At 65.1% G+C, this 15,967-nt stretch carries 13 protein-coding genes and 1 tRNA gene; 12 read left to right on the forward strand and 2 right to left on the reverse strand.

Annotated features, from left to right (window positions below):
* The first annotated feature begins 41 nt into the window (after positions 1–41).
* From BLS13_RS03340 to BLS13_RS03360, 5 genes are all read left to right on the forward strand, one after another.
* Entirely contained in the window at positions 42–671 is a 630-nt protein-coding gene (locus tag BLS13_RS03340) for a glutathione binding-like protein (protein WP_093450142.1), read from the forward strand.
* Between the two features lie 223 nt (positions 672–894).
* The gene (locus BLS13_RS03345; RefSeq protein WP_093449792.1) at positions 895–2,088 is read left to right on the forward strand and encodes an SGNH/GDSL hydrolase family protein; all 1,194 of its coding nucleotides are present in this window, start codon (positions 895–897) and stop codon (positions 2,086–2,088) included.
* Positions 2,085–3,506 (forward strand): SGNH/GDSL hydrolase family protein, encoded by a 1,422-nt coding sequence (locus BLS13_RS03350; RefSeq protein WP_093449793.1) that lies wholly within the window; start codon positions 2,085–2,087, stop codon positions 3,504–3,506. Before BLS13_RS03345 ends, BLS13_RS03350 begins: the two co-directional genes overlap by 4 nt.
* 247 nt (positions 3,507–3,753) lie before the next feature.
* On the forward strand, positions 3,754–5,151 hold the full coding sequence (locus tag BLS13_RS03355) for an MBOAT family O-acyltransferase (protein ID WP_093449795.1): 1,398 nt from the start codon (positions 3,754–3,756) through the stop codon (positions 5,149–5,151).
* A gap of 10 nt (positions 5,152–5,161) precedes the next feature.
* The gene (locus BLS13_RS03360; RefSeq protein ID WP_093449797.1) at positions 5,162–5,491 is read left to right on the forward strand and encodes a hypothetical protein; all 330 of its coding nucleotides are present in this window, start codon (positions 5,162–5,164) and stop codon (positions 5,489–5,491) included.
* Here the strand turns inward: BLS13_RS03360 and ybaK are convergent, their stop codons facing one another.
* A complete protein-coding gene (gene ybaK / locus BLS13_RS03365) occupies positions 5,492–5,965 on the reverse strand; it encodes a Cys-tRNA(Pro) deacylase (RefSeq protein ID WP_093450143.1) in 474 nt (157 codons plus the stop codon).
* A 45-nt stretch (positions 5,966–6,010) separates the two neighbouring features.
* On the reverse strand, positions 6,011–6,583 hold the full coding sequence (locus BLS13_RS03370) for a cell wall hydrolase (protein ID WP_093449798.1): 573 nt from the start codon (positions 6,581–6,583) through the stop codon (positions 6,011–6,013).
* 484 nt (positions 6,584–7,067) lie between these two features.
* Here BLS13_RS03370 and BLS13_RS03375 point away from each other — a divergent pair, with 484 nt between their 5' ends.
* The 7 genes from BLS13_RS03375 (at position 7,068) to BLS13_RS03405 (ending at position 15,913) form a co-directional block, all read left to right on the forward strand.
* Positions 7,068–8,210, forward strand: coding sequence for an AI-2E family transporter (locus tag BLS13_RS03375; protein WP_093450145.1), 1,143 nt, complete (start codon positions 7,068–7,070; stop codon positions 8,208–8,210).
* 61 nt (positions 8,211–8,271) lie between these two features.
* Positions 8,272–8,348: transfer RNA gene (locus tag BLS13_RS03380), tRNA-Asp, on the forward strand.
* A 355-nt stretch (positions 8,349–8,703) separates the two neighbouring features.
* The gene (locus tag BLS13_RS03385) at positions 8,704–10,629 is read left to right on the forward strand and encodes a methyl-accepting chemotaxis protein (RefSeq protein WP_093449799.1); all 1,926 of its coding nucleotides are present in this window, start codon (positions 8,704–8,706) and stop codon (positions 10,627–10,629) included.
* Between the two features lie 10 nt (positions 10,630–10,639).
* Positions 10,640–12,052, forward strand: a complete 1,413-nt coding sequence (locus tag BLS13_RS03390; protein WP_093449801.1) for a chemotaxis protein CheW — start codon at positions 10,640–10,642, stop codon at positions 12,050–12,052.
* Positions 12,049–13,140, forward strand: a complete 1,092-nt coding sequence (cheB, locus tag BLS13_RS03395; RefSeq protein WP_093449802.1) for a chemotaxis-specific protein-glutamate methyltransferase CheB — start codon at positions 12,049–12,051, stop codon at positions 13,138–13,140. Before BLS13_RS03390 ends, cheB begins: the two co-directional genes overlap by 4 nt.
* Positions 13,137–13,991, forward strand: coding sequence for a CheR family methyltransferase (locus tag BLS13_RS03400; protein ID WP_093449804.1), 855 nt, complete (start codon positions 13,137–13,139; stop codon positions 13,989–13,991). The genes cheB and BLS13_RS03400 overlap by 4 nt, the downstream gene beginning before the upstream one ends.
* Complete coding sequence (locus BLS13_RS03405) at positions 13,991–15,913, forward strand: chemotaxis protein CheA (protein WP_093449805.1); 1,923 nt, start codon at positions 13,991–13,993, stop codon at positions 15,911–15,913. The genes BLS13_RS03400 and BLS13_RS03405 overlap by 1 nt, the downstream gene beginning before the upstream one ends.
* The last annotated feature ends 54 nt before the right edge of the window (positions 15,914–15,967 follow it).

Consider the following 15,967-nt stretch of genomic DNA (forward strand, 5'->3'; position numbering starts at 1 on the left):
ATATGTTACCGATCGGTACACCCATCAGGAACCCGCGCACGATGATCGATCTGTTCTACTGGAAGACGCCCAACGGCCACAAGATCACGCTCTTTCTGGAGGAGGCCGGGGTCGATTATCGGGTCCATCCGGTGGACATTACCAAGAACGAGCAGTTCGCCCCCGATTTCCTGGCAATCGCACCGAACAATCGCATTCCCGCGATCGTCGATACCGATCCGGCCGATGGCGGCGCGCCGATCGCCTTGTTCGAATCGGGCGCGATCCTGCTCTACCTCGCCGAAAAGACCGGGCAGTTCGTACCCGCCGATGCCCGCCGCAAGGCCGAGGTTTCGCAATGGCTGTTCTGGCAGATGGGCGGGCTTGGCCCGATGGCCGGGCAGAACCACCATTTCTCCGGCGCCGCGCCGGAGAAGATCCCTTATGCGATCAACCGCTATGTGAAGGAAACCGCGCGACTATACGGCGTGCTCGACAAAAGGCTTGCCGATCGGCCGTTTGTGGCCGGCGATGACTATAGCATCGCCGACATGGCGATCTATCCTTGGATCGTCCTATACGAGCGTCAGCAGCAGGATCTGGCCGATTTCCCGAACATCCGCCGCTGGTTCGATACGATCGCGGCGCGGCCGGCCACCGCCCGCGCCTATGCCGTCGCCGAGACGGTGTAGAATGCGTCGAAATGCCCGGCATCATCGACAGAGCGTGAGCGCCGCACGGCCGGTGGTCGCTGCGGGCGAACAATTCACCCGATCCCGCTCGACAGGCTCAACCACCCCGCGTTAAGGACGGCCTATCCCCGCGTCGGGGCGGCATTTTTTGGTGCGGGGTCGTTCAGGTGCGCACGGGTAGAGTTTTCCGGCTGATGTTGGTTCCCTGTCGGAAAAATGCCCGATGAAGGCGGTTCGCTTGCTGTTCGATCGTACGGCTGTTCTGTTTCTGGGCGTCGCCGCCGGGGTAGCGATCGGCTATGCCTTCGGGATCAAACAACAGATCGAAGTGTCTGGCATCGCGCCGCCGCCGCAGCTTCCCGTGGCCGAGGCCGGCGCGGCCCCTCCGCCCGACATGGTGATGCTGAACGGGAAGCCGGCCCCCTTGCCACAGCACCCGGCGACCGCCGGTGCGACACCCCCCGGCCCTCCGGTCGTTGCCGAAACCCGCCCGATCCAGCCCGGCATCCTGGGCGCGATAGCAGCGGGCCGTCCGGTGCGGGTGGGGGTGTTTGGCGACAGCTTCGGCGACGGCGTCTGGACCGCGCTTTACAACCAGCTCAATCGCAAGGCCGGCTATCAAATTCTCAAGTTCAGCCAGCAGGCGACCGGCTTCACCCGTTATCGCACGCTCAATCTGGAAGAACATGATCGCGGCCGGCTGGCCGCGACACCGGTCGACATTGCGGTGATCTCGTTCGGGGCGAACGACATGATGGGCGTGGCCAGCGGCGGCCATGTCTATGCGCTGCTGACCCCCAACTGGCAGGCCGAGATCGGCCGGCGCGTTTCATCCTATGTCGCGATGCTGCGCGCGCAGGGGGCAATCGTCTATTGGGTCGGGCTGCCCAAGATGCGCGATGCAGCCTATGATGCCGATGTCGTGCGGATGAATGCGTTCTACCGGCAATTGATGGGCCAGCTTGGCGTACCGTTCATCGAAACCGCGCCGTACAGCGTCGATGCCGACGGCCAATATGCCGCCTACCTGCCCGATCCGGTCACTGCCAGGCCGGTGCTGATGCGCGCCAATGACGGCATCCACATGTCGGTGAACGGCTATATCCGGATCACGCGCGGGCTGGCCGGCCGTATCAGATCCTATGTCGATCGCGCGCGCGAGGCGGCCGGCAAGGGCAGCGAAACACCGCCCCCGGCTCCGGCCTTCGTGCAACCCGAGCCGCCCAGACCGCCGGTTGCCAGCCGCCCCCCCAAACCGACCCTCAAGCTCGAGGATCCGCTGGCCGACGAGCCACGGCCCGCCCGGGACACGCCGCCATCCGCGCCAAAACATGCGCCAGCCGGCAAAGGTGCACCGATCGATCTGCTGCCGCCCGGCATGCAGAGCGAGCCGGCCGACGGCAACATCAGCGGATGATCGGCCTGCTCGCCCTGATCGCGGCCGCGGGGGCGCCTGTCGTCACGTCCGATTGTGCCGGCTCGCTATGCGGCTATTCGCTGCTGCGTCCGTATTTCGAGAAGCTGGCGGCGGCGCGCGGCGGATCGGGCAAGCCGGTCCACATCCTGCAGATCGGCGACAGCCATACCGCAGGCGACGCAATCACCGGCGCCTGGCGTGACATATTGCAGGCGCGCTATGGCAGCGGCGGGCGCGGGGTGATGCCACCGGGCAAGCCGTTCAATGGCTATAACCCGCACGGCGTGAGCGTCGACATGTCGGCGGGATGGTCGATCGCCTCGATCTTCGGACCAGGATCGCAGCAGCCCCATCCACCGATCGGGCTAGCCGGCTTCAGCCTGACGTCGCAGGTCGACGGCGCGCGGATCGGGATGTCGGCCGCCGCGAACGAAGCCTTCACCCGTTTCGTGATCTGCGCAATGTCGCGGCCGGGTGCCGGCACGTTGATCATCAGCATCGGTGGGCAGAACGATCGGATGGAGCTGAACTCCTTCACGGCGCGCCCCGAATGCAAGGAGATGACCTTCGATACGCCGCAGGTCGCAGTTTCGGTGGCAGTGCAGGGCGGGCCCGTGACGATCACGAGCTGGGCAAGCTTCCGCGATGCCGGCGGCGTGGCGCTGTCGAACCTCGGCGTCGTCGGATCGCAGCTCGTCCATTTCTCGCGCAACGACGATGCCGTGATTGCGGAGGAATTGCGCAGCTATGACCCGGACCTGATCGTCGTCGCCTTCGGCACCAATGAAGGTTTCGCCCCGCGCGTCAGTCCGCAGGAATATGAGATCATCCTACGCAGCCAGATCGGGCGGCTGCGGCGGCTGGCCGGCCGCGTGCCGATCCTGCTGCTCGGCGCGCCCGATGCCCTCACCCGCCGCTCCGAATTGATGAACAATGCGCCCGCCGCGACGCCGGCCCCCTGCCTCGAGCCCGCCCCCTTGCCGCCACCGCCCGTTACGACGTCTCCACAGCAGCCGACGACGCAGAGCGGAATCGACGACGTTCTTGCAGCCCTCGACGCCCGCGCAACCCATAGCAGCGACGGTCAGCGCGTGACCGCGGCGCAGCCCGGGCCCATCGTCGCGCCACCAGTCCCGACGACAATCGGCTGGTCGCTGACCGTGCATCCGCTGTTTCCGCCAGCTGGATTGAAGGTTGTCCGCGATGTCCAGCGCAACGTCGCGCAACAGTTGCGGCTCGGCTTCTGGGATTGGGAAGCCCGGATGGGCGGGCGCTGCACCGCGGTGAGCTGGGTCAAGCTGCCGCCGCAGCGGATGCGCGGCGACTATGTGCATTATACCTCGCTGGGCGGGCAGGACATCGGATCGCGGTTGCAGGCCGATCTGGATGCCGCCGCCAATGCCATCGCGGGGCGCTGAGATGACGTCCTTCCCAAAATCTTGCCGGAGCGGGGCTGCGGCGTTCGCGCATACGGGTTTTGTTCGCGATGACGTAAATTCCTCCCCGAGCTTGCTCGGGGAGGTGGCAGCGCGAAGCGCTGACGGAGGGGCAATCCCGACCGTTGCGCAAACCCCTCCACCACCCGGCTGCGCCGGGCGGTCCCCCTCCCCGAGACAAGCTCGGGGAGGAATTTGTATTCGTGAATATGGCAGGGAACGCGGCTAGATGCTGTTTCCGACGCTGGAATTCGGGCTGTTCTTCCTGTTCGCCTTCGCGGTGGTGTGGGCGGCATCGCGCAGCAACGAATGGCGCAAGATCCTGCTGCTGCTCGGAAGCTGGGTCTTCTACGGCGCGTGGGACTGGCGGTTCGTGGCGCTGCTGATCGGGTCGGCCTTCCTGAACTGGGGGGCCGCGCGCATCGTCGATGCCGTCGAGACGCGCGGCATGCAAAAGGCGGTGGTCACGATCGGCGTGATCGCCAATCTGGGCATACTCGGCTTCTTCAAATATTATGATTTCTTCCTCGAACAGCTTGGCGGCCTGCTGACCCATATCGGGTTCGGCCGCGACCTGCCGCTGATGCAGATCGTGCTGCCAGTGGGTGTATCCTTCTTCACCTTCCAGGCGATGTCCTATCTGATCGACGTTTATCGCGGGCGGGTGAAGGCCGGCTCGCTGCTCGACATCACGTTGCTGATGTCCTTCTTCCCGCATCTCGTCGCCGGGCCGATCGTGCGTGCGTCGGACCTGCTGCCGCAATTTCGCAAGGTGCCGAAGCTCGATCGCGGCATGGTGGCGATGGCGCTGCTGCTGATCGTGTGGGGGCTGTTCAAGAAGGCGGTGGTCGCGTCCGAACTGTCGGTCAACCTCGTCGATCCGGTATTCTTCGATCCGTCGGCGCATTCGAGCCTCGATCTGCTGATGGCAGCCTATGGCTATGCGGTGCAGATCTATTGCGATTTTTCGGCCTATAGCGACATGGCGATCGGGATCGCGGCGCTGTTCGGCTATCGTTTCCCGCGCAATTTCAACCAGCCCTATCGCGCCAGCTCGCTCCAGGATTTCTGGCGGCGCTGGCATATCAGCCTGTCGAGCTGGCTGCGCGACTATCTCTACATCGGCCTCGGCGGCAATCGCGGCGGCCTGTTCATGCAGTGCCGCAACATCGCACTGACGATGCTGCTCGGCGGCTTCTGGCATGGTGCCAAATGGACCTTCCTGATCTGGGGCGGGCTCCACGGCGCGGTGCAGGTGGTCGAGACCCTGTGGCGCAAGGCGCGCCTGCCCGGCCTGCCCAGGCTGCTGGCGATCATCGTCACGTTCCACATTGTGACATTGGGCTGGATCTTCTTCCGCGCCGAAAGCTTCAGCGCGGCGATCGCCTATCTGGGCGGCATGATGCAGGGCGACTGGCGCAACACCGTCACCACGCCGTTGCTCGCCGGGCTGATGGTGCTGGGCATGGCCTATCATTTCACGCCGCCATCGATGCCGCAGCGCGTGGCGATGGGGCTGCGGCGGCTGCCGGCGCCGGCGCTCGGCGTGCTGATCGCCGCGATCATCCTGGTGATCGACAGCATGCGCTATGAAGGCGTCGCGCCCTTCATCTATTATCAGTTCTAGGAGGGCACGGATGGCGCATGATCCCCATATCCACGATCTGCCATCGCCGGTCGACCTGCCGCGGGACGCCCACTCGGCACGCCATCCCTTGCAATGGACTGCGGTGACGATCGCCGTCGCGACAGTCGCATTGCTTGTCACCAATCCGGGCGCGCTGTCCGACTGGATCGGCGAGCGCGATCCGACCCCGATCCAATTAAAGGCCTCCGAGCTTGCCGACCACTGGACCGCGCTGATGGATCAGGCCGGCATGACGGCACCGCGCCAGAAGCTCCACGCCCTCTGGAAGCAAGGCCAGGCGAAGCGGTTCGGCAACGAGGCGTCGACCGCCACGCCGTGATCAGGCGATGAGCGGCGTGACGATCGCATTGGTGGCGCGCACGACATCGGCCGGCGCCAGTCGCACCTGCAGCCCGCGCAGGCCGCCATTGACGAACACATAGGGTTCCGCCTGCGCGGCCGCCTCGATCATTGTCGGTACAGGCTTCTTCTGGCCGAACGGGCTGATCCCGCCAACATGATAAGCGGTCAGCCGTTCGGCCCGTGCGGGCGGCATCATGCGCGCCGTCTTGCCGCCGAGCACGGCTGCCGCCTTGCGCAGCGAAAGTTCGCAATCCGATGGGATGATCGCGCAGGCCGGCTTGCCGTCCACCTCGATCATCAGGGTTTTCAGCACGCGGGAAGGCGATTCGCCGAGCGCCTCGGCCGCCTGCAGGCCGACCCGTTCGCCGCCGGGCGCATATTCATAGCTTTGGACGGAGAAGGGCACGCCCGCCTTGGCGAGCGCGATCGTGGCGCGGGTGCTTCTGGACATGCCGGCCTTCTTATAACGACCGGATCCGGCCGTTAAGAGCCGCAATCAGCGGTAGAAGACGTGATCGCCGACGGTCGTCAGACGCTGACGGGTCCGGAAGAAGGCATTCGCCGGCTGGAAGGCCGCATGATAATAGATCGCGCCGGGCACAACCGGGTCGGCCGCGCCAGCCATCGCCTCGCGCGAGACTTCCACCGCCGTCGCCCAGCGATCGGTGTCGCGGCGGGGATGATAGGATGCCGTGTTGAAGAACTGGCCATGCTGGTTGGTCACCTCGCAGACCGTATCGGCGAAGCGATCCTTGCCCACGCGGTTCATGATGAGCTGCGCAACCGCGAGCTGGCCCGAGCGCGGCTGATTGCCGGCTTCGTGATGAACCACCTTTGCCATGCACTCGAGCTGTTCGTCGAGCTTGGCGGTGGCGGAAGGGGTTTCCTTGAGGAGAACCTTGTCGATCCCGTCCGCGACGACATGGTCGTCGGCGGTGATCTGGCTGGTCATTTCGTAAGCGAGAGTCGGTTCGGAAGTCGGAATAGCCGCAAAGCCCATGGCTCCTGTGGCGGCGGCAAACAACATTGCGGCCAACATGAGCGGATGTTGAGCAAGCTTAGCGGACATTCAGCACTCCAACCTATGCGCGAATGCCAACGCCCGCCCCGAACACCAAAACAAGGGGCGGCGTGCTCATTCACGACTTGTCGCGAGGGGGGCGGAAAGAGTTGTCGTGCCCCCGTACGACCGGATTTGCGCCCCTCTGATGGCCAAAGCGTAAATCCGTCAACCTATCCACGACGAGTCGTTACGCCAGCGGGACAGCCCGAGTGAGGCTGCGGACGCCGTTCAGGCCGCAGAAATCATGAAAAACGCCTTATCTTCGCCACGAAACTGTTGTGAAATTGCAATATTCGGCGGGGCGGGTCAGTAGGGATTCCAGCCCTTGTCCATTGCGACGAATCATCGCCGCACAACGGTCTGGCCGATCGAGGATGAAGATATCGTGCGACTCGCGGCCGGCGACGAACTGCAACACAAAGAGCCGGGGGTGGAAACGCCCGCTTCCGAATCCGGGTCTGTCAGCGTCGTCGATGCCGTCAGGGCATCGATGGTCAATCAGGCCGAAATGGCCTACCGCCGCGACCGCCTGCTCGCCTGGCTGGCGCTGACCGCCGGCGCCGGTATCATCTTGGCCATCCCCTTTGCCCTGCATGCGGGTTCGGAATTTTTTCTGCCGGTTACGTGCGCGCTGGTGATCGCCGTCGCGCTGGTGCCGTTGCTCGAATGGCTGGAGCGCAGGGGCATGCCTTCGGCGATCGCGTCGCTGTTCTGCGTGCTGCTGTTCCTTGTCCTGGCCAATGCCGCGATCGCATCGGTGATCGTGCCAGCGACCGACTGGTTCGCGCTGCTGCCCTCACGTATCGCATTGATCCGACACAATCTGTCGCCACTGATCGATATCTATGCCGCGTTCGAGCGGTTCGTCGATCAGACGATGGGAACGTTCGCGCGCAGTTCGGCCACCAGCGCGCGCACTGTGACGGTCGAGGCACCGAACTCGCTGTTCGATTATGTCGCGACGTCGGCGCCGCACGCGATCGTGCAGATGCTGTTCTCCACCCTGGTCGTCTATTTCTTCCTGAGCGGGTGGACGCGGATGCGCCGGCGCACGATCACCAGCCGGGGCAGCTTTTCGAGCGCGATGACGACGGCACGCGTGATCCAGGAGATGGTCGACCGCACATCGGCCTATCTCGCGACGATCACCACCGTGAACATCGGCATGGGCGTGCTTGTGTCGCTGGTGCTGTGGTTCGTGGGCATGCCGACGCCGATGATGTGGGGCGGGCTGGTCGCGATCCTCAATTATATCCCCTATTTCGGCCCCATCCTCGGGGCCGGGCTGCTGGCAATCGGGGGACTGATGACCTTCGCCGATCTCGGCTATGCGCTGGTGCCGGCGGCAATGTTCGTCGCTGTCCATCTGGTGGAGGCGAATGTGCTGACGCCCATGCTGGTCGGCCGCCGGCTGACGATCAATCCGCTGTTGATTCTGGTGGCGCTGAGCTTCTGGAGCTGGGTGTGGGGGACGGCAGGCGCGCTGCTCGCGGTGCCGCTGCTGATCATCCTGAAGACGATCCTCGACGCCGCGGGCTGGCCGGATATCACCGGCTTCCTGTTCGCCGAGGGCACTTTCACGAACGCACATGGAGATGAGGAGCCGCTCGCGCAGTCCTGGCCCGAAAAATGAGTCGCCCGGCGGTTGACACGCCACGGGGCCTCCACTAGTTCGCCCCCCACGACGCAGTAATGCGGGTGTAGCTCAGTTGGTTAGAGCGCCGGCCTGTCACGCCGGAGGTCGCGGGTTCGAGCCCCGTCACTCGCGCCACTCTTTCAATAGCTCAGGAAGAGATGGCGGCGGTCAGATTTCATCGCGCCCGTCAGATAGAACGACCGCCACGTCCGGCACGCCAACAGCCAAAGAACACCCCTGTTACCATCCCGTCTCTTCTGAGACGACCCTGGCATCGGCGCCCCCCGATCCCGCTGCGGCTCCTCATAGCTCGACACCGTTTCGAGCCGTCGGAACACCGGCGAGCCTGCGCCGCGCCCTGACCAGGCACCGGCCTTCGTCGCAGTGCCGCGTAGCCACCTTGCACCATTCAAGTCTTTGCCGCACGTTAGCCCCAGTGCGTCTTTCTCGCGCACCCGTTAGTGGTTCAATCCCGGAAGGCGCGTTCGCCATGGCTCTTGTCAAGAAATCCACGCTCGCCGCGCGCCCGGCTACACGGCCAGCCGCCACCCCGGCGAAACCGGCGAAACCGGCGGCGCGAACAGAGCGCATGCGGACGCAGGTTGCAACGAGCCAGGACGGGCTCGCCGAACGCATCGCCGCCGCCTCACAGGAGCTTGCCAGCGGCCTGACCGAAGCGGCTTCGGCTGCTGCAGAATTGCAACGCGCAATGGACCAGATTTCGAGCGGTGCGGAGGAGGCCGCCGGCGCGGCACAGGAGTCGTTGGGATTAATCGGATCGCTGACCGCCGAATTCGGCGCCGCACGCGAACGCGCCGAAGCCGCGCGGCGCCAGACCGAGTTGCTTCAATCCGCCTTTCTGGAAACGAGCGGACAGATCGACGGTTCGATCGCCGCGATCGAAATCAATGCCACGCGCCAGCTTGCCTCGGTCAAAGTCATCAGCTCGCTTGAGGCGCGCGCCGGCGATATCGGCGACATCAGCAGGATCGTCGCCGATATCTCGGATCAGACCAGCCTGCTCGCCCTCAACGCTACGATCGAGGCTGCACGCGCGGGCGATCATGGGCAAGGCTTCGCCGTCGTTGCCGACGAGGTGCGTGCGCTCGCCGAAACGTCCGAGGCGAGCGCAAGCGACGTTCAGCAGCTTTCACTCGAAGTGGTCGAACTGGTTCGCGCCGTCGCCGCCCGCATTCGCTCGGCGGCGGACCTGGCCAGCGGCGAAGCCGCTTCCGGCCGGGCGGTCGTGACGACGCTCGATGCTGCCCGTACCGATCTGGCGCGACTGTCGGAAGGCGCCCAAGCTATTCTTCAGGTGGCGATCGAGGCCGATATCGCGGCGCGCGAAGCGATCCAGGGATCGGAGCAGGTCGCCGCCGCCGCCGAGGAGCAATCCGCGGCTGCGACTGAAGCGCAGCAGGGCGTCGAGCAGCAGAGCATTTCGCTCGACCAAAGCCAGCAGACTGCGGACGAACTCGCCGCGCTGACCGAGCGACTTCAGTCGGGCGACGATATCCAAGAGTCCGCCGAACAGGTGGCCGCCGCGGCCGAGGAACTCTCTGCAACGGTTCAGGAACTGTCCGGTGCCGCAGGCCAGATCCTTGTCGCGATCGAACAGATCAGCCGCGGCGCCGAGCTTCAGGCGTCGGCGACCACCGAGGCCAACGCCGCAATGGCACAGATCGAGAAGGCAGCAAACGTGGCCCAGGGGCGCGCGCGTGAAGGCGTTGCCGGTGCGGCTTCGGTGACCACGCATATTACCGAAGGGCGGGCGACAATCGCCCGGCTTGCCGATGGCGTTGGCGCGGCGCTCGAAGAGACCCGCGCGGTGATGGGTGCGGTGGCGGGACTGAACGACGTCACCCGCAAGATCGAAAAAATCATCGATGCGCTCGCGCTCGTGGCGGTGCAGACCAACATGCTTGCGGTCAGCGGGTCGGTTGAGGCAACCCGCGCTGGCGAGGCGGGGCGGGGATTTGCCACGGTGTCGGCCGATATTCGGAAGCTCGCGCGCGACAGCGCCGCCAATGGCGAGCGCGCCCGCGACGTCGTTCGTGCGATGCAGGACGAGATCGCAACCGTCCGCCGCGACCTGGACCAGCTGGCGAGCGCTTCCGAACTCGAAGTGGTGCGAAACCGCGGCGTACTGGATCGCTTTGCCACGATCCTCGCCGACATGGCGCAGACCTCGGCCTCAAGCAGCGCGATATTTGAGGGCAGCAATACGATCCTGAACGCAGTGCGCGAGATACGCAGCGGAACCGAACAGATTGCAACCGTCGCCGAAGAGGCGTCGGCGGCAGCGGGGCAGGCGGCAAGCGCGGCAAGGCAGCAGGCACACAGCGCCGAGGATCTCGCGGCGGCGATCGAGGAAATAGCCTCGCTTGCCAGCGCTCTTCTGACCGCGAAAAGCTGACACGCCACTTATGTCATCCAGCGTGTCCGAACAGCTGCTGAGCTTCCGCGTGGGGGTGGAGTGTTTCGCTATCCCGGCGAGCGCTGTGCAGGAGGTCATCAGGCGGCCGGCAATGGTTCGCGTGCCGCATGCCCCGGCGCCGTTGGTAGGCCTTGGCAATCTGCGGGGCACGATCCTGTCGGTGGTATCGCTTGCGGCCTTGATGGAGCGCAAGGGCGGCGCCGATGGGCAGCGCGTCATCGTGCTTGGTGGTGCCGACGGCGTGGCGCTTCTCGTCGATGACGTGTCGGCGTTGATCAGCGACGAGCAGACCCGCGGCAGCGGTCGCATCGCCCGAAAGATCGATGTTCCCGGGCTGCTCGCGAGGAACTTCGTCGCGCCGCAAGCCCGATCGCACCGTGTGGCGCAGGGCCAAGCCGTCGTCGACACGTCCGCCAGTGCCGTTAGCCAGCTCATATTGCTGGGCTTCACGATCGGAGAGCAGCTGTTCGCGCTTCCGGTCGACCAGATCGACGAGGTCATCCGCCTGCCGGACAGTATCGCCTTGCTGCCGCAGTCCGACGACGCCGTGGTCGGGACGGCGGGGCACCGCGGCGCGCTGCTGCCGATATTGTCGCTGCGCCATCTGCTGATGCTGCCCGGGACCGACAGGGATGTCGTGCCCAGGATCGTGATCGCCCGCATCGGTCGCCATCGGGTCGGGCTCATTGTCGACGCGGTCAACACGATCGCCCGGGTCGATGAAGGCGCGGTCGACCTCATTCCGGCGGTGTTGGCACGGGGGGCGGGCGAGGCGCGAATAAAAGCGATTTGCCGCCTCGATGGCGGGCGGCGCCTGATCTCCGTTCTGGATGCGGGCCAGTTGTTGCGCGACGATATCATCGCGCAACTCGCAGAGGCGCAAAGCGAGGAACAGATCATGGTCGAGGCCGACAAGGCCGCTGCCGACAGCGAGCAATTTCTGATCTTCCGCATCGGCGAGGATATGTTCGGCCTTCCGGTGACGGCGGTGAGCGAAGTCGTCAGGATGCCGGAAAGCCTCGGAACGCTGCCACGCGCCCCGGCCTTCATCGAAGGGATCATGAACCTGCGCGGCCAAGCGATCCCGGTTATCGACCAACGGCGGCGCTTCGATGCGCCGGCCGATGCCAACATACGCCGCCGCGTGATTATCGTCAGCCTGGCTGACATGCAGGCCGGATTCGTGGTCGACGGCGTCTCCGACGTCGTTCGTGTCCGCCGCGACTCATTGCAGCCGGCGCCCGATCTCGGCGACGGCGCGGTCCGCATCTTCGATCGGGTGGCGATGATCGGCGCCGAGCAGCGCATGATCCTGCTGGTGGAGCCTCGCGAACTCCTCGACCGCGCCGAACGCGATCTTCTCGATGCGATGAACGCCGGAGATGCGCCGTCCGCCCCATGACCCGATTGCTGATCGTCGACGATTCTCCGCTGATGCGGCGCCTGCTCGGCGGCATTTTCGCCGCCGAGGGCGATTTCGAAATCGAAACCGCGCGCAACGGCACCGAAGCGCTCGACAAGCTGACGGCCTTCAGCCCCGATGTCGTAACCCTCGACATCCACATGCCGGGAATGGATGGGCTCGCCTGCCTCGATCGGATCATGGTCGAACGTCCCTGCCCGGTGGTGATGGTTTCCTCGTTGACGGCCGAAGGCGCTGCGGAGACGCTTGAGGCGCTTTCACTGGGCGCCGTCGCTTTCGTGGAAAAGCCCAGCGGCCCCGTTTCGATCGAGATCGAGCGGATAGCAGCGGATCTCGTCGCAACCGTGCGCGCAGCCGCGACCGCTCGCCTTTCGCGGACGCACCGGCTGAGCGAGCGGTTGCGGAAACGGGGCGAGCGGTTCATTGCGCCTTTGGCGCGGATTTCCGCTCCGGCCGGGCGTATCCGACGCAAACCCCACCAGCCGAGCCGCAAGGGCATCGTGCTGGTGGGAAGTTCGACCGGCGGCCCGCCGGCGCTGGACGCACTTCTGGCGCCGCTACCGGCGGATTTCCCATGGCCGATCGTGGTTGCGCAGCACATGCCGGCGACGTTCACCAAGGCGCTCGCCGCGCGGCTGGATCGCCTTTGCGCGCTAAGCGTAGTTGAGGTGTCCGCGCCGGTTCTGCTTGATGCGGGGACCGTATATGTCGGGCGCGGCGACGCCGACCTCATATTGGTCAGCCGTCCCACCGGCGTGATGGCAATGGCGGCACCAGCCGACGCCGCCTATCACTGGCATCCAAGCGTTGATCGCCTCGTCAGCAGCGCGATGGCGGTTGCGGAACCGGAGAGCCTTATCGGTGTATTGATGACCGGCATGGGCGCGGACGGAGCAGAGGCAATGACCAGACTTTACGGCGCCGGCGGCCAAACGATCGCCGAGGCCGAAGACAGCGCCGTCGTCTGGGGCATGCCCGGCGCTCTGGTCAAGGCAGGCGGGGCCGGGTTCGTCGTCAGTCTGCGGCGCATTGCTGCGCGCCTCATCGACCTGGTCCTGACCGCATGAACGTACGGTCGCCGCCGGCCCAGCCGGATTGGCCCGCGTTGTCCGGTGACGAACTGCGCCGGCTGACTGACTTTCTGTACCAGAAAACAGGAATGATTTTCGGCGAAAACAAGCGATATTATATCGAAAGGCGCGTCAACCAGCGGATCGCCGAGACAGGAGCCTCGGGTTTCCGCAGCTATTTCCCGCACCTGGTGGCCGAGCCGGCCGAACATGAGGCTCTGATCAACGCCTTCACGATCAACGAGACCTATTTTTATCGCGAAGAGCATCAGCTTGCGGCGCTGAGCCGCGACATCCTTCCGTCACTGACGCAGGGGCGGAAACCCGGGGACCTCATTCGCATCTGGTCGATGCCATGTTCGAGCGGTGAAGAACCGTATTCGATCGCAATCTGGCTGCTCGAAAACTGGCCGCTGGTCGACGCGTTTCATATCGAGATCGTCGGTTCGGATATCGACACCGCCGCGATCCTGCAGGCCGGCGCCGGAATCTACGGCGAACGGTCGCTGTCGCGCCTGCCCGCCGACATCGTCGATCGCTATTTCGAACCGAAACAGGGCCACACGCGCAAGATCATCGACGATATTCGCGAATCGGTGCACTTTGTTCCGGTCAATCTGGTCGAGAAAGATGCGATGATCCGGATGGGGCGATTCGACGTGATATTCTGTCGCAACCTGCTCATCTATTTCGACGACGCCTCGCGTCTGGCCGCTGCCGGCCATCTTTTCGACAGCCTCAATCCGGGCGGCTACCTCTGCCTGGGACATACCGAATCGATGGCGCGGATCAGCGACCGTTTCGCGATGGCTCGCTTTGACGACGCGATCGTCTATCGTCGGCCCTGATGGATGACCTGCTCGAACAATTCGTGATCGAGTCGCGCGACCTAATCGCGGAGGGACATGTCCATCTTGCGGTGTTGGAGCGCAGGCCCGACGAGCGCGCCGCGATCGACGGCGCGTTCCGCGCCGTCCACACGCTCAAAGGATCCGTCGCGATCTTCGATATGGTGCCTGCGCTGCGCGCCCTTCATGCCGCCGAAGACGTGCTCGACAAGGTCAGAAGTGGCGCGGCGCGTCTGGGAGGCGCGCAAATTGCTGCACTCATCGACACGCTCGACCAATCCGATCGCTGGGTCGAGGCGATCGAGCATGACGGTACCCTCCCCGCGGCCGCAGCGACGGACTCGGCGGTGCTTGTCGCGAGGCTCGGCGGAGCGCAGGTAGCCGCACGAACCGAAGGCCCCGCGATGGTCGAGGATTGGGCGCTGGCGCTGGCAGGCGAACTGGGCGACACGCGTCCGGCCGGTGCCTTGGTGGCGTTCTGCTACGAACCCGACCCAGACTGCTTTTTTCGCGGAGACGATCCGCTAGCCGTGGTCGCGGCCGTCCCCGACCTCGCCGCATTCGATATCGCCGCCCGCGAGCCGTTTCCGCCGCTGAGCGAGGTTGAACCGTTTCGCTGCAACATGCGACTGACCGGCATCTCGGCAGCGTCGCGCGAAGCGGTCCAGGCCGCATTTCGCCTTGTCGCCGATCAGGTTCGCATCGCCGGCGTACCGGCAACATTCCCGCTAATCGCGCCGCCACGTTCCGATCCCGCCGCAGTCGGGCGGTCGTTCAGGGTCGATGCCGCGCGGATCGATGCCATTGCCGACGGCGTTGGCGAGCTGGTGGTCGCGACGAATGCGCTCCGGCAGGTCGCGCAGCGCGCCGAACGGGTCGAACCCACGATCGCCGCCGACATCCGCTCGGTGCAGGACACCCTGGACCGGATCGTCGGCGAGATGCGCGGCGCAGTCACGGCTGTCCGCATGGTCTCGATCGCCCCCACGCTGCGACGGTTGCCGCGCATGGTGCGGGAGCTGGCTACCGCTACCGGTCGTGATGTCGCGCTGACGATGCAAGGTGAAACCACCGAGATCGACAAAGCGATTGCCGATGAGCTCTTCGAGCCGCTGCTCCATCTCGTGCGCAATGCCGTCGACCATGGCATCGAACTCGCCGCGGAACGCGCCGCGGCCGGGAAGCCGACACAGGGGATGATTACACTTTCGGTCGCCGTACATGGCCGGCAGGTCGAGATCCGGCTGCGCGACGACGGTCGGGGAATCAATCCGGCCCGCATCCGAGAAGTGGCGGTCGCCCGGGGATTGCTCGTGGCGGAGGCGGCGGAAGCGCTTGACGATGATACCGCCCGCCGACTGATCTTTGCGCCCGGTTTTTCGACCACTACCAACGTGACGGACGTTTCGGGGCGCGGTGTGGGAATGGACGCCGTTCAAGCCGCAATCGAACGGCTTGGCGGACGCATCGAACTCACCAGCGTGGTGGGTGAAGGAACGACGATCGCGCTCCTGCTGCCACTCCACGCGATCACCACCAAATTGCTCATCGTCGAAGTCGGAGATGACCGCTTCGGGGTGCCGCTCGAGCACATAATCGAGACTGCCACGCTCGACCGCTCGGCTGTTTTTCCGATCGGACGCGGACGCGCCTGCGTTCATCGCAACCGAACGCTGCCGCTGCTCAGCCTCGCCCATTTGCTCGACCACACGGCCGCCGAGCGCGGAGAAACGAAGCTGATCGTCATGGGAACCGGAACCGACGCCGTCGGTATTACCGTCACTGCCTTCAAGGATCGCATCGACGCCATGGTTCGCCCCCCGCGCGGATTGCTCGCACATGTCAGCGGAATCACCGGGACGACGTTGCTCGGCGATGGTGGCGTGCTGCTGGTGCTCGACTTGCCAGGGCTCGCGGCATGAGTGTTGTGCACGACGGTGAGCAGATCCGGCTTGTCGGAGCCTGTCCGGTCGAGG

The sequence above is a fragment of the Sphingomonas sp. YR710 genome (assembly GCF_900101455.1).
Lineage (GTDB): Bacteria > Pseudomonadota > Alphaproteobacteria > Sphingomonadales > Sphingomonadaceae > Rhizorhabdus.